This window comes from Serratia grimesii, assembly GCF_900186025.1.
GTDB lineage: Bacteria > Pseudomonadota > Gammaproteobacteria > Enterobacterales > Enterobacteriaceae > Serratia > Serratia grimesii.
The window spans coordinates 204946-223142 of the sequence record NZ_LT883155.1; the positions used below are offsets into that span (position 1 = coordinate 204946).

General features: G+C 52.6%; 15 protein-coding genes, 4 tRNA genes and 1 other RNA gene. 15 read left to right on the top strand and 5 right to left on the bottom strand.

Annotated features, from left to right (window positions below):
* Positions 1–46 precede the first annotated feature (46 nt).
* The 13 genes from rfbA (at position 47) to SGBXF1_RS00940 (ending at position 9782) form a co-directional block, all read left to right on the top strand.
* Complete coding sequence (gene rfbA, locus SGBXF1_RS00880) at positions 47–928, top strand: glucose-1-phosphate thymidylyltransferase RfbA (RefSeq protein ID WP_186427690.1); 882 nt, start codon at positions 47–49, stop codon at positions 926–928.
* Positions 906–1631 carry a dTDP-4-amino-4,6-dideoxy-D-galactose acyltransferase gene (gene rffC, locus SGBXF1_RS00885; RefSeq protein WP_186427691.1) on the top strand — a complete coding sequence of 242 codons (726 nt, stop codon included), beginning with the start codon at positions 906–908 and terminating at the stop codon, positions 1629–1631. Before rfbA ends, rffC begins: the two co-directional genes overlap by 23 nt.
* Complete coding sequence (gene rffA / locus SGBXF1_RS00890; protein WP_186427692.1) at positions 1618–2748, top strand: dTDP-4-amino-4,6-dideoxygalactose transaminase; 1131 nt, start codon at positions 1618–1620, stop codon at positions 2746–2748. The genes rffC and rffA overlap by 14 nt, the downstream gene beginning before the upstream one ends.
* 1 nt (position 2749) lies before the next feature.
* Positions 2750–4000 (top strand): lipid III flippase WzxE, encoded by a 1251-nt coding sequence (gene wzxE / locus SGBXF1_RS00895; protein ID WP_061808161.1) that lies wholly within the window; start codon positions 2750–2752, stop codon positions 3998–4000.
* Complete coding sequence (locus tag SGBXF1_RS00900; protein WP_186427693.1) at positions 3997–5082, top strand: TDP-N-acetylfucosamine:lipid II N-acetylfucosaminyltransferase; 1086 nt, start codon at positions 3997–3999, stop codon at positions 5080–5082. Before wzxE ends, SGBXF1_RS00900 begins: the two co-directional genes overlap by 4 nt.
* Entirely contained in the window at positions 5079–6455 is a 1377-nt protein-coding gene (wzyE, locus tag SGBXF1_RS00905; protein ID WP_061808159.1) for an ECA oligosaccharide polymerase, read from the top strand. Before SGBXF1_RS00900 ends, wzyE begins: the two co-directional genes overlap by 4 nt.
* 18 nt (positions 6456–6473) lie before the next feature.
* Positions 6474–7214 (top strand): lipopolysaccharide N-acetylmannosaminouronosyltransferase, encoded by a 741-nt coding sequence (wecG, locus tag SGBXF1_RS00910; protein ID WP_037422786.1) that lies wholly within the window; start codon positions 6474–6476, stop codon positions 7212–7214.
* 369 nt (positions 7215–7583) lie between these two features.
* On the top strand, positions 7584–8987 hold the full coding sequence (gene thrP / locus SGBXF1_RS00915; RefSeq protein WP_130382720.1) for a bifunctional threonine/serine APC transporter ThrP: 1404 nt from the start codon (positions 7584–7586) through the stop codon (positions 8985–8987).
* A 135-nt stretch (positions 8988–9122) separates the two neighbouring features.
* Positions 9123–9199, top strand: a tRNA-Arg gene (locus SGBXF1_RS00920).
* A 64-nt stretch (positions 9200–9263) separates the two neighbouring features.
* A tRNA-His gene (locus SGBXF1_RS00925) sits at positions 9264–9339 on the top strand.
* A gap of 43 nt (positions 9340–9382) precedes the next feature.
* A tRNA-Leu gene (locus SGBXF1_RS00930) sits at positions 9383–9469 on the top strand.
* Positions 9470–9545: 76 nt separating this feature from the next.
* Positions 9546–9622: transfer RNA gene (locus SGBXF1_RS00935), tRNA-Pro, on the top strand.
* 32 nt (positions 9623–9654) lie between these two features.
* Positions 9655–9782, top strand: a non-coding RNA gene (locus tag SGBXF1_RS00940) — RtT sRNA.
* Positions 9783–10612: 830 nt separating this feature from the next.
* Here the strand turns inward: SGBXF1_RS00940 and hemY are convergent.
* The 4 genes from hemY to hemC are packed head-to-tail and all read right to left on the bottom strand — an operon-like array spanning position 10613 to position 14639.
* On the bottom strand, positions 10613–11809 hold the full coding sequence (hemY, locus tag SGBXF1_RS00945) for a protoheme IX biogenesis protein HemY (protein ID WP_037422779.1): 1197 nt from the start codon (positions 11807–11809) through the stop codon (positions 10613–10615).
* Between the two features lie 3 nt (positions 11810–11812).
* Positions 11813–12937 carry a uroporphyrinogen-III C-methyltransferase gene (gene hemX / locus SGBXF1_RS00950; RefSeq protein ID WP_037422776.1) on the bottom strand — a complete coding sequence of 375 codons (1125 nt, stop codon included), beginning with the start codon at positions 12935–12937 and terminating at the stop codon, positions 11813–11815.
* 17 nt (positions 12938–12954) lie between these two features.
* Complete coding sequence (gene hemD / locus SGBXF1_RS00955; protein ID WP_061808157.1) at positions 12955–13701, bottom strand: uroporphyrinogen-III synthase; 747 nt, start codon at positions 13699–13701, stop codon at positions 12955–12957.
* Entirely contained in the window at positions 13698–14639 is a 942-nt protein-coding gene (gene hemC, locus SGBXF1_RS00960; RefSeq protein WP_186427694.1) for a hydroxymethylbilane synthase, read from the bottom strand. Before hemC ends, hemD begins: the two co-directional genes overlap by 4 nt.
* 316 nt (positions 14640–14955) lie before the next feature.
* On the opposite strand from hemC, the gene SGBXF1_RS00965 reads away from it, so the two are divergent.
* Entirely contained in the window at positions 14956–17508 is a 2553-nt protein-coding gene (locus tag SGBXF1_RS00965; RefSeq protein WP_061808156.1) for a class I adenylate cyclase, read from the top strand.
* 46 nt (positions 17509–17554) lie between these two features.
* Here the strand turns inward: SGBXF1_RS00965 and cyaY are convergent, their stop codons facing one another.
* The gene (gene cyaY, locus SGBXF1_RS00970) at positions 17555–17875 is read right to left on the bottom strand and encodes an iron donor protein CyaY (RefSeq protein ID WP_037426825.1); all 321 of its coding nucleotides are present in this window, start codon (positions 17873–17875) and stop codon (positions 17555–17557) included.
* Between the two features lie 78 nt (positions 17876–17953).
* Here cyaY and lptM point away from each other — a divergent pair, with 78 nt between their 5' ends.
* The gene (gene lptM / locus SGBXF1_RS00975) at positions 17954–18139 is read left to right on the top strand and encodes an LPS translocon maturation chaperone LptM (protein ID WP_238320997.1); all 186 of its coding nucleotides are present in this window, start codon (positions 17954–17956) and stop codon (positions 18137–18139) included.
* Positions 18140–18197: the final 58 nt, after the last annotated feature.

Sequence of the window (18197 nt, forward strand, 5' to 3'; positions counted from 1 at the left end):
CGAGGTCGCTGCTCGAGTGGCGACCCTGTGGATTTTTGGAGTAAGTATGAAAGGCATTATTCTGGCAGGCGGTTCCGGTACCCGTTTGCACCCTATTACCCGTGGCGTATCCAAGCAACTGTTACCTATTTACGACAAGCCGATGATTTATTACCCGATGTCGGTGTTGATGTTGGCTGGCATTCGCGACATTTTAATCATTTCTACCCCGGAAGATTTGCCTTCGTTCCAGCGCCTGCTGGGGAACGGCGATCAGTTTGGGGTGAATCTCTGCTATGCAGCACAACCGAAACCGGAAGGTTTGGCTCAGGCGTTTCTGATTGGTGAAGAGTTCATCAATGGAGACTCCTGTTGTTTAGTGCTGGGGGATAACATCTTCTTCGGCCAATCTTTCAGCCCTAAACTGAAAACTGTAGCGACGCGTACTGAAGGTGCAACGGTATTTGGCTACCAGGTGATGGATCCCGATCGCTTCGGTGTGGTGGAGTTTGACGAGAATTTCCGTGCATTGTCGATTGAGGAAAAACCGAAAAAGCCTAAATCTGACTGGGCGGTGACCGGCTTGTACTTCTACGACAAGCAGGTTGTGGAATTTGCCAAACAAGTGAAACCTTCAGAGCGCGGCGAGTTGGAAATCACCAGCATTAACCAGATGTATCTGGAGCGTGGTGAACTGACCGTTGAGTTGTTAGGTCGTGGTTTTGCCTGGCTGGATACCGGTACCCACGATAGTCTGCTGGAAGCCAGCAGCTTTGTGCAAACGGTGGAAAAACGTCAGGGCTTCAAAATCGCCTGTCTGGAAGAGATTGCCTGGCGTAACGGCTGGTTGGACGAGAAAGCTCTGAAGCAGGCTGCGAATGCTTTGTCTAAAACCGGTTACGGCAAGTATCTGCTGGATCTACTGCATGCGCGTCCACGCCACTATTGAACCCCTAGCATGGGAAACTGAGTTTTTCGCCCTTGATAGCGCAAAACTCAATTTTTCCGATACGGCCCCGGCGCTAGCCGAGGCCGATTTGGCTGGCTGGACTTTGGTGCAGGCAAAAATTCCAGCGTATCAAACCGTTTGGGCCGATGGGTTAGCTCGTCTGGGCTTCCAACTGGTTGAAGGTGAAGTGGATCTGGTGCTTGATATCGGCACGGAATGTGCATCATCTCAAAACGTACCACCAGTAGGGATTCGCTTGGCTGTGCCAGCAGATATTCCGGCGCTGCGTGCTGCTGCGGCTAGTGTGTTCACGGCCAGCCGTTTTCGCGCTCCTTGGTATGATATTCAAGACAGCGGCCGTTTCTACGCCGCCTGGATCGAAAAAGCGGTATTGGGGACGTTTGACCATCAATGCTTGTTGGCGTTGGACGATACCGGTCAGCCTGAAGGTTTTGTCAGCCTGCGTGAACTCGGTGACCAAGAGGCTCGCATTGGCCTGCTGGCTGTGTTCCCTGGCGCATCAGGCAGAGGGATCGGTTCGCGATTAATGACAGCGGCTATTGCTGAGTGTCGATCACTGAAGCGTCTGCGGGTTGCGACCCAACTGGGTAACATCGCGGCGCTACGGCTCTATCAACGACAGGGTGCTGTTATTGAAAGCACCTCGTATTGGTTATACAGAGGAAAACATGATCCCATTTAACGCACCACCGGTTGTTGGCACTGAACTTGACTATATGCAGGCTGCGATGGGCAGTGGCAAGCTGTGTGGTGACGGTGGCTTTACCCGGCGCTGCCAGCAGTGGATGGAACAGCGGTTTGGTAGCCTTAAGGTATTGTTGACGCCGTCCTGCACCGCATCGCTGGAGATGGCGGCGATCCTGCTGGATATCCAGCCGGGCGATGAAGTGATCATGCCGAGCTTCACCTTTGTTTCAACCGCCAATGCCTTTGTGTTGCGCGGTGCCACCGTAGTGTTTGTCGACCTGCGTCCTGACACCATGAACATCGATGAAAGCAAGATTGAAGCGGCCATCACCGATAAGACCCGTGCCATTGTACCGGTGCATTACGCCGGTGTTGCCTGCGAGATGGACACCATCATGGCGCTGGCGGAAAAATACAAATTGTATGTGGTTGAAGATGCTGCGCAAGGCGTGATGTCTACCTATAAGGGGAAGGCGCTGGGCACCATTGGCCATATTGGCTGCTTTAGCTTCCACGAAACCAAAAATTACACCGCGGGTGGGGAAGGCGGTGCTACGTTGATTAACGATCCTGCGTTGGTCGACCGTGCGGAAGTTATTCGTGAGAAAGGCACCAACCGCAGCCAGTTCTTCCGTGGTCAGGTCGATAAGTATACCTGGCGTGATATTGGCTCCAGCTACCTGATGTCAGACCTGCAAGCGGCCTATCTCTGGGGCCAACTGGAAGCGGCAGATCGCATCAACCAACGCCGTCTGGCACTGTGGCAACAGTATCACGACAGTCTCCTGCCATTAGCCAAGGCGGGCCGTATCGAGCTGCCGACTATCCCGACGGACTGCGTGCAGAATGCCCATATGTTCTATATCAAATTGCGCGATATTGAAGACCGCACGGCGTTTATCAATTATTTGAAAGAAGCCGAAATCATGGCGGTGTTCCATTACATTCCGCTGCATGATTGCCCAGCGGGCGATCGTTTCGGTCGCTTTGCCGGTGAAGATCGTTTCACCAGCCAAGAGAGTGCACGTCTGGTACGTTTGCCGTTGTTCTACAATATGTCTGATGTCACTCAACGCACAGTGATCAATACCATTCTTAGTTTCTGCGCCTGATATGTCACTGGCAAAAGCATCGCTTTGGACTGCCGGCTCTACGCTTATCAAGATTGGCGTGGGGTTGTTGGTGGTGAAATTGCTGGCGGTGGCGTTTGGCCCCAGCGGTGTTGGGCAAGCGGGTAACTTCCGTCAGTTGATTACTGTATTGGGTGTGCTGTCCGGCGCCGGGATTTTTAACGGCATCACTAAATATGTTGCCGAATATCATCAGGACCCACAGCGGCTGCGACTGGCTGTTGGCACGGCGTCGACTATCGTACTGGGCTTTTCCACGCTGTTGGCGCTGGTGTTTCTGTTCGCTGCTGAACCCATCAGTATTGGGTTGTTTGGTCATGCTGAGTTCGTGAACGTGGTGCGGGCAGTGGCATTTATTCAGATGGGCATTGCCTACGCCAACCTGTTTATGGCCGTGCTGAAGGGCTACCGCGATGCGATGGGCAACGCACTGGCGGTGATTGGCGGCAGCCTGATTGGCGTAGTGGCATACTACCTGTGCTTTAAACTCGGGGGCTATGAAGGCGCGTTGGCAGGGTTAGCGCTGGTTCCGGCATTAGTGGTGTTGCCCGCGGGTTTTATGCTGTGGCGACGCAAAACCTTGCCGCTGCGCTATTTAGCGCTGGCATGGGACAAGGCATTAGCCAGTCATCTTGGCAAGTTCACCATTATGGCGTTGATCACTTCGGTGACGCTGCCGGTGGCCTACGTGATGATGCGTAACTTGCTGGCGAGCCATTACAGTTGGGATGAGGTGGGGATTTGGCAGGGCGTCAGCAGTATCTCCGATGCTTACCTCCAGTTTATCACCGCTTCATTTACCGTTTATCTGCTACCAACGTTGTCGCGGTTGAAGGAAAAAAGCGCCATCTCGCAGGAGATTGTGCGTTCACTTAAATTTGTACTGCCTGCGGTGGCAGCGGTAAGTTTCACTGTCTGGCTGTTACGCGATTTCGCCATCTGGTTACTGTTCACGGACAAGTTCATCGCGATGCGTGATCTGTTTGCCTGGCAGTTGGTGGGGGACGTGCTGAAAGTTGGCGCTTATGTGTTTGGCTACCTGGTTATTGCCAAAGCGTCGCTGCGTTTTTATATCCTGACTGAAGTCAGTCAGTTCCTGCTGTTGACGCTGTTCTCGCACTGGTTGATACCGCTGCACGGTGCACTGGGCGCAACGCAAGCTTACATGGCAACCTACATCGTGTATTTCGCGCTCTGTAGCTGCGTATTTATTCTTTATCGTAGACGAGTATGACCACACTGATTCACGTATTGGGATCTGACATCCCGCATCACAATCAGACGGTGCTGCGTTTCTTCAACGACGTGTTGGCGAAGCGCCTGCCGTCCGATCAGACACGCCATTTCATGGTAGCTGCGAAAGACGCTGCTGCACTAGGGTCGTTCCCCGATCTGAGTATTGAATGCTATCCGGACAAGAAAAGCCTGGCGATGGCGGTCATTGCCCGTGCTCAGGCCGATCGCAACCAGCGCTTCTTCCTGCATGGTCAATTTAACCCTACGCTGTGGCTGGCGTTGTTAAGTGGGAAAATCAAAGCGCATCAGGTGAGCTGGCATATCTGGGGGGCTGACCTTTATGAAAACGCAACAAGTTGGAAATTCCGCCTGTTCTATTTACTGCGCCGTATTGCGCAGGGCAGGGTGGGACACGTGTTTGCCACTCGTGGTGATGTAATCCACTATCAACAGCGTCATGCGCGTGTGCCGGCTTCTTTGTTGTATTTTCCGACACGGATGGATCCAGCGTTGACCGGCATTAACGTAGAGAAAAACCTGGCTGGCCCTATGACCATTCTGGTGGGGAATTCAGGTGATCGTACTAACCGGCATGTGGAAGCGCTGAAAGCGATTCATCAGCAATTTGGTGCCGATGTTCGTGTGATCCTGCCGATGGGGTATCCGGCCAACAACGATGCTTATATTGAACAGGTACGTACTGCCGGGCTGGCGCTGTTCGGTAATAAGAACTTGCAGCTATTGACGCAGCAGGTGGCGTTCGACGACTACCTGAACATTCTGCGCGAATGCGATCTTGGCTACTTTATTTTTAACCGCCAGCAGGGTATCGGCACGCTTTGCCTGCTGATCCAGTTTGGTGTGCCGTTCGTGCTGAGCCGGCAGAATCCGTTCTGGCAGGATCTGGCGGAACAGCACCTGCCGGTACTGTTCTACGGTGATTCTCTGGATGAGGCGGTAGTGCGTGAAGCGCAGCGCCAACTGGCGTCAGTAGACAAGCAGGCGATCGCCTTCTTTAATCCCAACTACGTTGATGGCTGGCAACAGGCATTAGCCCTGGCTGCAGGGGATAATTCATGACGCTGGCGCAATTTGGCGGGTTATTTGTCGTCTACCTGATTGGGACCTTGTTTGTACTGACGTTGACCTATCAGGAGTTTCGACGCGTCCGCTTTAACTTCAACGTCTTCTTTTCGCTGCTGTATCTGCTGACGTTTTACTTTGGCTTCCCATTGACGTGTTTACTGGTGTTCCAGTTCGACGTTGAAGTGGTGCCCGTAGAGTTTCTGCTGTACGCCATTCTCTCTGCCACTGCGTTTTATGCGATTTATTACGTCAGCTATAAAACCCGGTTGCGAAAGCGCAGCATGCAGCCACGTAAGCCCGTATTTACCATGAACAGGGTGGAAACCAACCTGACCTGGGTATTACTGGCGTTAGTGGCCATTGTCACCGTTGGCATTTTCTTTATGCAAAACGGTTTCTTGCTGTTCAAGCTCAACTCCTACAGCCAGATTTTCTCCAGTGATGTTTCTGGCGTGGCGCTCAAGCGGTTCTTCTATTTCTTTATCCCGGCGATGCTGGTGGTGTATTTCCTGAAACAAGATTTGCGTGCCTGGTTCTTTTTCCTGGCGGCAACGGTCGCTTTTGGCATTTTGACCTACGTGATAGTCGGCGGCACACGTGCCAATATCATTATTGCCTTCTCGCTATTTCTGTTTATCGGCATCGTGCGGGGATGGATCTCGCTGTGGATGCTGGTAGCTGCCGGGGTGTTCGGTATCGTTGGTATGTTCTGGTTGGCGTTAAAGCGCTACAGCCTGGACGTCAGTGGCCCCGAGGCGTTTTATACGTTCCTCTATCTGACGCGTGATACGTTCTCGCCGTGGGAAAACCTGGCGTTACTGCTGCAAAACTACGACAAGATTGATTTCCAGGGCCTGGCGCCGATAGTACGTGATTTCTACGTCTTTATTCCGTCTTGGCTATGGCCGGGGCGACCGGATACCGTGCTGAACACCGCCAACTATTTCACCTGGGAAGTGCTGAATAACCATTCAGGCTTGGCGATTTCGCCGACGCTTATCGGTTCTTTGGTGGTGATGGGCGGCGCGCTGTTTATTCCGGTTGGCGCGGTTTTGGTGGGTATGATTATCAAATGGTTCGACTGGCTGTATGAGATGGGCAAAAGCGAGCCGAACCGTTATAAGGCTGCCATATTGCAGGGCTTCTGCTTTGGCGCGGTATTCAACATCATTGTGCTGGCACGCGAGGGCGTGGATTCGTTTGTTTCGCGAGTGGTGTTCTTCTGCCTTATTTTTGGTGCCTGTTTGCTGATGGCAAAATTGCTGTACTGGCTGTTTGACACTGCCGGCTTGATTAAGGCGCGGGTGCTGCGCTCGCGCACTCTGACACCGCCTGCATCATCCGTTCAGGCCGACAGCCTTTTGTAAGGTAAGGGTAATAATAAGATGGAAGTAAAAATCTCGGTCCCCAAATATGAGCTGCGCGGTTTCAGCCTCTGGGGATTTCGCGATATGGCACAGTGCATGGATTTTCTCTTTGACGGTGGCCGGGTAAAACAGGGCACATTGGTTGCCATGAATGCCGAAAAAATCCTTACGGCGGAACAAGATGCGGAACTGCATGCCTTGTTGGATGAAGCGGAATATAAGTACGCGGACGGCATCAGCATGGTTCGGTCTATCCGTCGTAAATACCCAGGCGCTAATGTGTCACGCGTCGCAGGAGCCGATCTGTGGGAAGCATTGATGCAGCGGGCTGGGCGTGAAGGCACACCGGTGTTTCTGATTGGCGGCAAGCCGTCGGTATTGGCGGAAACGGAACAGAAGCTGCGTAGCCAGTGGAACGTTAATCTGGTGGGTAGCCAGGACGGTTATTTCAAGCCTGAACAGCGTGAAGCGCTGTTTGAACGGATCCGTGCCAGCGGAGCTGCCATCGTGACGGTAGCCATGGGATCGCCGAAACAGGAAATCTTGATGCGAGATTGTCGCAAGGTCCATCCAAAGGCGCTCTATATGGGAGTTGGTGGGACCTATGACGTGTTCACTGGGCATGTGAAGCGTGCCCCCAAGGTCTGGCAGAATCTCGGTCTGGAGTGGCTTTACCGGTTGCTCAGCCAACCGAGCCGTATTCGGCGCCAGCTCAGGCTACTTAAGTTCGTGGGTTACTATTACCGCGGCAAGATGTGATGATGGCGCCAGGGCAAGATTATTTTGCCTTGGCGCATAGGTTGTTCAAATAACCTGCTTTATGGCTGTTTAGCCAGCGTCCCTATAACCTCAGTTCCTAAACTCCCCTGTATTTATTCCATAAAGTTTTAAATTGCGGTTTGCTTATAGCGGCAAAATGCGAAACGATACCGCCCTGAAATTATCCCCAGCTGTTGGCGCCAGATATGGCCGCACTGAACGACGTTTTTCTCCGCCGTAAGATTGCCCCGACTACACGTTGATGTCCGCCTGAGCGGCGGGAGATGATTTACGCTATTTTTCATTAAAACAATAACGACCGGTAATAGCCGGCATGCAAACACAATCAAGAAATAATACTGAGGATTTATGGCACACAAAGAAAAACCGCAAGGACTACACCGAGGGCTGGAAGCCCGGCATATCGAGCTGATTGCGCTGGGGGGTACCATTGGCGTCGGTCTGTTTATGGGCTCAGCCAGTACGCTGAAATGGGCGGGGCCGTCGGTATTATTGGCGTATATCATCGCCGGGCTGTTCGTGTTCTTTATTATGCGCTCGATGGGCGAGATGTTGTTCCTTGAACCGGTCGCAGGCTCCTTTGCCGTTTATGCCCATAAATACATGAGCCCTTACTTTGGCTATCTGACTGCCTGGGGCTATTGGTTTATGTGGATCGCTGTTGGCATATCGGAAATCACTGCCATTGGGGTCTACGTGCAGTTCTGGTTCCCGGAGATCCCGCAGTGGCTGCCGGCATTAATCGCCGTGGCGATGGTAGCGTTGGCTAACGTGGCGGCGGTACGCCTGTATGGCGAGCTGGAGTTTTGGTTTGCCATGATCAAGGTGACCACTATCATTGTGATGATTCTGGTCGGGCTGGGTGTGATCTTGTTTGGCTTTGGTAACGGTGGTCAACCTATCGGATTTGCCAACCTGACTGAACACGGTGGTTTCTTTGCCGGCGGCTGGAAAGGTTTCCTGTTTGCGCTGTGTATTGTGGTGGCGTCTTATCAAGGGGTTGAGCTGGTCGGCATTACCGCGGGTGAGGCCAAGAACCCGCAGGTGACGCTGAAACGCGCGATTAACAACATCCTGTGGCGCATCCTTATCTTCTACGTCGGCGCTATTTTTGTCATTGTTACCATCTTCCCTTGGAACGGTATTGGCACCACCGGCAGCCCATTTGTGCTGACCTTCGCCAAAATCGGCATCGTTGCCGCTGCCGGTATCATTAACTTTGTGGTACTGACCGCTGCACTCTCTGGCTGTAATAGCGGTATGTATAGCGGGGGGCGCATGCTGTACGCGCTGGCCAAGAACCGTCAACTCCCTGCCTCACTGACCAAGCTGTCTGCCAGCGGCGTGCCGGTAAACTGTATTGCTGTGACTATTGCTTGCCTGTTGGTCGGTTCTGGTTTGAATTATCTGATCCCCAATCCGCAGGCGGTATTTGTCTATGTCTACAGCGCCAGCGTGCTGCCAGGTATGGTGCCGTGGTTTGTGGTGCTGATTAGCCAACTGTATTTCCGCCGTGCCCATAAGGAAGCGATCAAAACCCACAGCTTTAAGTCGATTATGTTCCCCTATGTGAACTATCTGACCATCGCTTTCCTGGTTTGCGTGCTGATCGGCATGGGAATTAACCCGGATACCCGCATTTCTCTGTTGGTTGGGGCGATATTCTTAGCGGCGGTCAGTCTGTGCTACTTTGCTTTCGGTATGCACAAGAAACATCATCCGGCTGAAAAACGGACAGAAACCCAGCAATAACCGGTGAAAAGGGGCTACGGATAGCCCTTTCCTGCGCAGGAGTGAGCAAAGCGTAATCAAACGCAACATTTCTGCGAAAAAGCACTAGACAGGATTGGGTTAAAACCGTAGTATCCCCTCCCGCAACGGCGCTATGCGCCCGTAGCTCAGCTGGATAGAGCGCTGCCCTCCGGAGGCAGAGGTCTCAGGTTCGAATCCTGTCGGGCGCACCATTAAGTTTGTGTGCAAGAGCTGCGGTGGTAGTATTACCGCGTGAAGTAGTAAGAAGTAGAAATGGTGGCTATAGCTCAGTTGGTAGAGCCCTGGATTGTGATTCCAGTTGTCGTGGGTTCGAGTCCCATTAGCCACCCCACTTCCTAAGAGAAGTGAAGAATTGTAAGCTGTTTTGTGACTGTGCGAAGGTGGCGGAATTGGTAGACGCGCTAGCTTCAGGTGTTAGTGTTCTTACGGACGTGAGGGTTCAAGTCCCTCTCTTCGCACCACACACAAAATGTCTAATAAATTTAATATTTACATAGACATAAGCGATAAAATTTAGTAGTATCTGCAACAAGAAATCGGCGAGTAGCGCAGCTTGGTAGCGCAACTGGTTTGGGACCAGTGGGTCGGAGGTTCGAATCCTCTCTCGCCGACCACATTCAAGAAAACCCGCTTTATAGCGGGTTTTTTTACATCTGTAGTTTATAGGATGAGCACCTCCGAAGGAGGTTTGAGCCGAGCGCAGCGAGACAACGTTGCTTTAGCAACGGCCCGCAGGGCAGTATCACAGATGCAGTAATCCTCTCTCCACCACATTCAGAAAAGCCCGTTCAGCAATGAACGGGCTTTTCGCTTTCTGCAATCCGGTCAACTTCATATCCCTCCCTGGTACGGCTTATGGTTTCCGTCTCAGTGTGGCTAATGTGTTGGTTTTCCACGACACCGGCATGGTGCATTGTCGTCAGGATGAGACATGTAATTGATTGATTTTTATTAATAAAAATCACTTTGGCTTAAGTCGTCGTTATAAGGCGACATATCTTCTGATGTTGGGGGATGGAGAGCATGGTAAGCGGCGGAAAACACGATACATACTAAAATGATTAAATTTGTTTTAATTCAATATGATAAATAAATTTTTATAAAAATGGGTGCTCTTTTAAAAAAGCTGGCACGGCAAGTGCAATATCTACTGTGTAGATGCTCATTCCACTTCTTATGTTCGCCTTAGGCTTCATAAACCCTGGGAATGACGCAGAGCCGATTTAGGGTGCCTATTGCCCACCAGAACGATGTCAGCGTGCTTACAGCCATGACATCACACTCCGGGCATAACGTTGAGTGAGGCACCGCCCCTGTTGTCCTAGACCTGATTGCTTTTTTATACACTTGCCACCGCGGCAAGTGTTTTTTTTTGCCTAAATATAAGCGACAGGCGAAAAAAAACGCGGCAATCATGCCGCGCCAGACTGATGACAAACCTCATTCCTGCCCAGAGCGAGTAGATGCCGATAAATAAAAATCAGGAAAATCAATTTATTGATTTTCGGCTGATCACCACAAAGTAGGAAAAACCACGCTTTTTCCTTCTTTGTCAGCAACCTAACGCGGCAATCATGCCGCGCTTTGGTCACTCGATAATACCGTTATGCGTCGCCGTTCTGCTTCAGAGTCAACATCAAACCTTCACGTCGCATCTGAGCTGCTTCATCTGAACGGTGCAGCTTATCCAGTACATCCGCCAGCCAGGCATAATCGTAGGCATCTGGACGTTGTTTCAACGCTTCCCGGAATGCATCGGCGGCCTGTTGCCATTCACCGTGCTTCATCAACAACTGCCCCAGAGTGCTGTTCAACAACGGTGTAGCACCATGCTGTTTCACTTGCTGACGTAATGCTTTCTCCAGCTGTTGCGGATTCCCCGACTTCAAACGTGGGATCAACAGCACCAGTCGCTCATCGTACTGACGTTTCAGGCTATCGAGCACGATTTCTTGTGCTAATTCGTGGTCATTGCATTCGATCAGATGTTCTACCATCGCAATTTGCAACGGAACTTCATGGCGGGTTTTGCGGCTTTGATCTTTCCACCAACGCTTCAGACCATCGCTGCCTTCATCTGCCATTGCCTGATTCATCAGGCCAATATAAGCCTGTTGCTGCAAAGCTTGCAGTTCAGCTTCGGTATGCAGATTGATCTTGCTCATCGATGGCAAGATCTCAAGCAACGAGGCAAAGGCACCGGTACGCAGATAAGCCATTTCCGCCAGCCTTAACACTTCTGGGTGGCGTGGCGCTTGGTTTAACAGGCGATCGACACCATGACGTGCTGCATGGTTTTCACCTTGCGCCAATTGAATGCGTACGCGAGTGATGTCTACCGGCAACTGATCGGTATCGGCGGCCTCGGCGGCGCGTTCCAGATATTGGTTGGTGCGGAAGTCATCGCCGCGTTGCTGTGCTGCCTCGGCGGCCAAGAGGTAGTTTACGACCGGCTGCTCGGCATGATCTGCATTACGCGTCAGCAGCTTCTCAACTTGCTTGTAATCACCTTCTGCCAGTTTGATCAATGCGGCCTTGGTTTGCTTGCGCGCACGGGTGCGTTTACGGCCGATAAACCAGCCGCGGGTACGGGCCCCCGTACGGAAGATGCGGCGTAGGATCCATTCGATCACCAGCAGTACCACAAACAACAAAACGCCCATGATCACCAGACCGGTGACACTGGTTTCAATGTTGTAGTTATCGGTCTGAATCAGCACATAGCCCTGATGGCCGGCCAACATCGGCCCGACCACCACACTGGCAATTAACACCAGGAACAGAAATAGCACGCGTAACATGGCTTATCCCTCCTGGTGGGCTGCAGGGGACTGGGTCATCAGATTACGCACCCGGGTCTGCATCAGTTTTTCCAGCAGTGGCTGGCTTTTCAGATGGTCCGGCACGTCCATCGTGATCGACTGCTGACTCAGTGCGTCTAACTCTTCGAGGAAGGCTTTCGTGGCCGGGTCGGTAGTGTCGAAGTAGGCGCGTACCCACGTAGAGATAGTTTCCAGCGACTGCTTATACACTTCGTTTTGATGGCGTGGGATTGCCTGGGCGGCAACTAACAGGCGTGAGCGAATATTTTCGCGCAGGTAAATGTCCTGATTTGGGGCCAGCAAAGGCTCAGCACTGCTATCACGGCGGCGAACGGTAATAAAGTCGGCCATAAAGTTATGCCAGCTTTTCGCCAGGTTTTGCCGCCATTCACCGATAGAACTGGACAGCTCGGTGCTGTCTTGGTCCATTGGCGCTTCGTCGCTGTTGTTATCCGCCAGGCGTAGATTATCAACCTGATTGGAGAGTTGATTGGTTTTGAGAATGATGCCATCGAAATCCACCTGGGTAAGGGTAGATAGCGTGCTGATATCTTCAGTGATGGCGCGACGAACCTCGAGTAGGCTTGGGTCGTTCATGTCTGCCAGGCTGGCGTCGGCACTTTTCAGCAAGGCTGCGGCAGTTGTGACGTCCTGATCGCTCCACAGTTTACGCCCGGCCATTTTCACCAAAAAGTCGGCCTGCGCCAGCAACCAGGTTTTGGCGTCGCTGCCGGAAATGATGGCGACTTTTTCTTGCAGTTCATTAAGTTGGCGTGCCAGGGTCGCTTGCTCACGGTCGGCAGCATCGAGCGTTTTACCCTGTTGCTGCAGCAGGCCTTCCAGCGCGCCTCTTTCTTGCTGTTGGCTCTGTTTCAGTGCTTCAAGCTGCTGCTGTAAGGTTTGATTGGCTGCAATGAGCTGCTGTGCTTGTCGATGTGTGTGGTAATAGCCGCCAGCACCCAATGCTATAACCAGCACGATGGCAATTGCGCCTAATACCGGGCCGGTATTTTTACCTTTACGCTTGTCAGCGTCTGGCTGCTGGGGGCTCTCAACCGCGGTGGTTGGCTCTTCAACCGGGGCGGATGGGGTATTTTGTTCCGTCATAGTGGCACATCCCATAGTCAGGTTTGTTGTAGCGCGCGGATCAGCGCGTCATTATCGGCATTATCAGCTACCCGAATTGTGCTCCAGCCCAATTCCTGGGCGAGGGTAGCCAGGCGTTCACTTACGACTACCAGGCGGCAACGCAATAACCACGAAGAACGGTAGTAATCAGGAACTAAAGTATAGAGCTGTTGTAACATTTCACCGCTGGTGACGACCAGTGTATCAACACCGGCACGCTGCCAGTGGGCGCTTTGTTCACTACCATCATAATGCACTGGGCTGCGTTGATAACATTCATAATAGCTGACGGCAGCGCCGCGCTCGCTCAAGGTATTGCCGAGCAGCTCGCGTCCGCCGTTGCCGCGTAAGATCAGCGCCTGTTTGCCGTCGAGTTTCTGTAAGGCAGGTAGCAGCAACAAGGTTTCGCTGATCTCCTGCTCACGCGGGTATTCCACCGGTAGGCTGGTGATCCGGTGCATCGCCAGCGCGGTAGTACGGCCGATAGCATAATAGGTCAGTCTGGCGGGCCATGTCAGCCCGACGCGGCCCATCACCGAGTTGGCGTAGCTCACTGAATGTTGCGACAGGATAAATACCAGGTCGCCATCATTAAGTTGCTGCAGCGCCAGCGGTAGCTTGGGTAGATCACTCCCCGGCGCGAAATCGATCAACGGAGCATGGTAGGCAACCCGGCCGAGTGCACGCAATCGGCTCACTAATTGCTCTCCTGAAGGAGAAGGGCGGGTTACCAATATTGTCATGCCGGGGGATTTCCCTGATAAACAACCTGCAGAATTTCACGTGCGCCCTGCGCCAGCAACTCTTCTGCCAGTTCAACACCCATTTGTTCTGCCAATGCTGCGGGACCGCGACGCTCGCCGCGTACCATCTGGCTACCATCTGGGGAGCCGACCAGTGCACGCAACCATAGGCTATCGCCATTCAGCTCGGCATAGCTGCCGATTGGGACCTGGCAACCGCCTTCCAAACGGGTATTCATTGCGCGTTCTGCGCGTACACGGATTTCGGTTGCCGTATGATTGAGTGGTGCCAGTAACGCACGGGTGGTTTCATCGTCGAGTCGGCATTCAATGCCGACAGCGCCTTGGCCGACAGCCGGCAGGCACTCTTCAGGGCTCAGCGGGCTGCGGATACGTTGTTCCAACCCCAGGCGATTCAACCCCGCGACGGCCAGGATAATGGCGTCGTAATCGCCATTATCCAGTTTTGCCAAGCGTGTTCCGACGTTACCGCGCAGATCACGCACGATCAGATCCGGGCGACGCTCACGCAATTGGCACTGACGGCGTAGGCTGGATGTGCCGACTATGCTGCCGTGCGGCAGTTGATCGAGCGAGTCGAAACGGTTGGAAACAAATGCGTCGCGCGGATCGTCACGCTCACAAATGGTCACCAAACCCAGACCATCGGGGAAATCTACCGGGACGTCTTTCATCGAATGGACGGCGATATCCGCACGGCCATCCAATAGCGCCAATTCAAGTTCCTTAACAAACAGCCCTTTACCACCGACTTTCGCCAGTGGTGTATCCAGAATAATGTCGCCCCGCGTAACCATCGGCACCAGTTCGACCTGTAGGCCTGGGTGGCTGGCCATCAGGCGCTGCTGCACATAATGTGCTTGCCAGAGAGCAAGTGGGCTTTGGCGGGTGGCAATTCGAATAATTTTGTCTAACATGCTTGTTACCGTTTTTATAATTCGCCGTTCATCCTACCACTGAGTGTGAAAACTGTCAGTGCAAGAAGCCATAGGCGGATAAAGGACAACGGAATCAACGGGACGTGTGATGTATTTTGGGGCAGTTAACACTGCGGGTAAATCGTTTAGAGTGGCGCTACAATAATAGTGAAGCGTTACTTCCTTTACGGTCAATCAGCAAGGTGTTAAATTGATCACGTTTCCAGCAATAAGTTGCCAAATATTCTTCCAACACTAACGGCGCTTATGGAATACGGGTTTTTTTCTAAACACCGGGATAATCAGGCGAGACGTCTTGTACCTCTACATCGAGACACTGAAGCAGAGACTGGATGCGATCAATCAATTACGAATCGATCGCGCCCTAGCGGCCATGAAGCCCGCGTTTCAACGGGTATACAGTCTGCTGCCTACCTTATTGCACCACCACCACCCACTGATGCCAGGTTATCTGAACGGTAACGTTCCCCATGGCGTTTGCCTCTACACGCCTGATGAAACCCAGCAAGAATATCTCAACGATTTAGAAGACAAATGGGGCAGCCCGTTTGATAAGCTGGCCAGCGGTGAACTGCCGATTACTGGGGTTTACTCCATGGGCAGTACTTCGTCGATCGGCCAGAGTTGCAGCTCGGATCTCGACATCTGGGTGTGCCACCAGTCTTGGCTGGACAACGAAGAACGTAATCGCCTGCAACAGAAATGCAGCCTGTTGGAAAAATGGGCAGCGTCGATGGGGGTTGAGGTTAGCTTCTTCCTGATCGACGAAAACCGCTTCCGCCATAACGAAAGCGGTAGTCTGGGCGGTGAAGACTGTGGTTCCACTCAACATATTCTGCTGTTGGACGAGTTTTACCGCACCGCGGTACGTCTGGCCGGCAAACGCATTTTATGGAATATGGTGCCAGGTGAAGAAGAAGCCCATTACGATGAGTATGTGCTGTCGCTGTACTCACAAGGTGCGTTAACACCGAACGAATGGCTGGATCTCGGCGGCCTGAGTACGTTGTCGGCAGAGGAATACTTTGGTGCCAGCCTGTGGCAACTGTATAAAAGTATCGACTCGCCTTACAAAGCGGTACTGAAAACCCTGTTGCTGGAAGCCTATTCCTGGGAATACCCGAATACGCAGTTGTTGGCGATGGATATCAAGCAACGACTGCACCAGGGCGAGATCGTCTGCTTCGGTCTCGACGCCTACTGTATGATGCTTGAACGCGTCACCCATTATCTGACCGAAATCAACGACACTACCCGCCTCGATCTGGTCCGCCGCTGTTTCTACCTCAAAGTCTGTGAAAAATTGTCGCGTGCCAACGCATGCGTAGGCTGGCGTCGTGAGATCCTCAGCCAATTGGTCAGAGAATGGGGTTGGGACGAAGAGCGCCTGGCGATGTTGGATAACCGCGCGAACTGGAAAATTGAACGGGTGCGTGAAGCACACAATGAGTTGTTGGATGCGATGATGCAGAGCTACCGCAACCTGATCCGCTTCGCCCGTCGTAATAACCTCAGTGTCAGTGCCAGCCCGCAGGATATCGGTGTGCTGACCCGCAAGCTTTACGCTGCGTTTGAAGCGCTGCCTGGTAAGGTGACGTTGGTGAACCCGCAGATCTCGCCGGACCTGTCAGAAGAGGATTTGACCTTCATTCATGTGCCGATTGGCCGCGCCAACCGCACCGGCTGGTACCTGTACAACCAGGCACCGGCCATGGACTCGATTGTCAGCCATCAACCGCTGGAATATAACCGTTACCTGAACAAGCTGGTGGCTTGGGCTTATTTCAACGGCCTGCTGACGCCGAAGACCCGTTTGCATATCAAGAGCGGCAACCTGTGTGACACCGCCAAATTGCAGGAGTTGGTGGCCGATGTATCGCACCACTTCCCGCTGCGCCTGGCGGCACCGACGCCAAAAGCGCTGTACAGCCCATGTGAAATTCGCCATTTGGCGATTATCGTCAATCTGGAAAACGATCCGACTGCGGCCTTCCGTAATCAGGTCGTACATTTCGATTTCCGCAAGCTCGATGTGTTCAGTTTTGGTCAGCAACAACAGTGTTTGGTGGGCAGTATCGATCTGCTGTACCGCAACTCCTGGAACGAGGTGCGTACACTGCATTTCAGCGGTGAGCAATCGGTGTTGGAAGCCTTGAAGACCATTCTTGGCAAAATGCATCAGGACGCTGCCCCACCGGAGTCGGTAGAGGTGTTCTGCTACAGCCAGCACTTGCGCGGCCTTATCCGTACCCGTATTCAGCAGCTGGTGTCAGAGTGCATTGAACTGCGCTTGTCCAGTACCCGACTGGAACCGGGCCGCTTTAAAGCAGTTCGCGTTGCCGGACAGACCTGGGGCCTGTTCTTCGAGCGCCTGAGCGTGTCGGTGCAGAAGTTGGAAAATGCGGTGGAATTCTACGGCGCTATTTCGAATAACAAATTGCACGGCTTGTCGATCAAAGTAGAAACCGATCAGGTGCATCTGCCCCCTGTCGTGGATGGCTTTGCGAGTGAAGGGATCATTCAGTTCTTCTTTGAAGACACGTCAGACGATAAAGGCTTTAACATCTATATTCTGGATGAGTCTAACCGGGTTGAGGTGTACCACCATTGTGAAGGCAGTAAAGAGGAGCTGGTGCGCGATGTCAGCCGTTTCTACTCTTCCTCACATGACCGCTTCACGTATGGTTCCAGCTTTATCAACTTCAACCTGCCACAGTTTTATCAGATCGTGCAGCTCGATGGTCGCACTCAGGTCATTCCGTTCCGCAGCAATGTATTGTCGAGCCTGTGCGTTCCCCTGACCGATGGTGCAACTCTGCCGCTGAAGCAGCAGTTCCAACTGCATTGATCTCACAAGGGCTCAGAGTACTGAGCCCTTGTGAACGCCCGCATACTCAAGCAAATGTCACATCTTCGCCGGCCTGTGCGCTGGCCGCTTCACTCAGCAATGGATAGAAGGCGTGGCCGCTGCGATCGCAGACCCACACACCGTCACGGTAGTTAAAGTGGTAGCCGCCCGTTTTGGTCGCCAGCCAAACCTGATGCAGAGGTTCCTGGCGATTGATCACAATTTTGGTGCCATTTTCGAAGCTTAACGTCATGACACCGCCGTTAGTTTCGTAATCGATGTCCGCATCGCCGTCAAAATCGTCCAGTGTCTCTTCAATATTAAGCATCAGTTGGTCAGCCAACTGGTGAAACTCACTGTCGTTCATATTCAATTCCTATTGCTTTTCATGATCCACCTGCGATTATAGAGACCTTGGACGCATGAATTACAGGCATTAATGCAAATGAAAAAACAACTACGCTATGCGCTGATGGCAGTTCTGTTTGCCGGGCTCTCTGGCTGCGGTCTGAAAGGCCCGCTGTACTTCCCTCCAGCCGATCCGGCCAGCAAGAAACCTCAGGTTCAGACTGGCGATCAAGTACAGAAAAATCAGCAGGAGCTTTCTGGGTCTCAGCAAAACCGTCGATGAGCGACCAGTAACATCTTGTTTGCGGCGGCGTGGGCCATCGCAAACTCAAGACGGATAG

Bases quoted from the DNA above. Each gene is read 5' to 3' on its own strand.
- rfbA (WP_186427690.1), top strand. From the start codon at position 47: ATGAAAGGCATTATTCTGGCAGGCGGTTCCGGTACCCGTTTGCACCCT.
- rffC (WP_186427691.1), top strand. From the start codon at position 906: ATGCGCGTCCACGCCACTATTGAACCCCTAGCATGGGAAACTGAGTTT.
- rffA (WP_186427692.1), top strand. From the start codon at position 1,618: ATGATCCCATTTAACGCACCACCGGTTGTTGGCACTGAACTTGACTAT.
- wzxE (WP_061808161.1), top strand. From the start codon at position 2,750: ATGTCACTGGCAAAAGCATCGCTTTGGACTGCCGGCTCTACGCTTATC.
- SGBXF1_RS00900 (WP_186427693.1), top strand. From the start codon at position 3,997: ATGACCACACTGATTCACGTATTGGGATCTGACATCCCGCATCACAAT.
- wzyE (WP_061808159.1), top strand. From the start codon at position 5,079: ATGACGCTGGCGCAATTTGGCGGGTTATTTGTCGTCTACCTGATTGGG.
- wecG (WP_037422786.1), top strand. From the start codon at position 6,474: ATGGAAGTAAAAATCTCGGTCCCCAAATATGAGCTGCGCGGTTTCAGC.
- thrP (WP_130382720.1), top strand. From the start codon at position 7,584: ATGGCACACAAAGAAAAACCGCAAGGACTACACCGAGGGCTGGAAGCC.
- hemY (WP_037422779.1), bottom strand. From the start codon at position 11,809: ATGTTACGCGTGCTATTTCTGTTCCTGGTGTTAATTGCCAGTGTGGTG.
- hemX (WP_037422776.1), bottom strand. From the start codon at position 12,937: ATGACGGAACAAAATACCCCATCCGCCCCGGTTGAAGAGCCAACCACC.
- hemD (WP_061808157.1), bottom strand. From the start codon at position 13,701: ATGACAATATTGGTAACCCGCCCTTCTCCTTCAGGAGAGCAATTAGTG.
- hemC (WP_186427694.1), bottom strand. From the start codon at position 14,639: ATGTTAGACAAAATTATTCGAATTGCCACCCGCCAAAGCCCACTTGCT.
- cyaY (WP_037426825.1), bottom strand. From the start codon at position 17,875: ATGAACGACAGTGAGTTTCACCAGTTGGCTGACCAACTGATGCTTAAT.
- lptM (WP_238320997.1), top strand. From the start codon at position 17,954: ATGAAAAAACAACTACGCTATGCGCTGATGGCAGTTCTGTTTGCCGGG.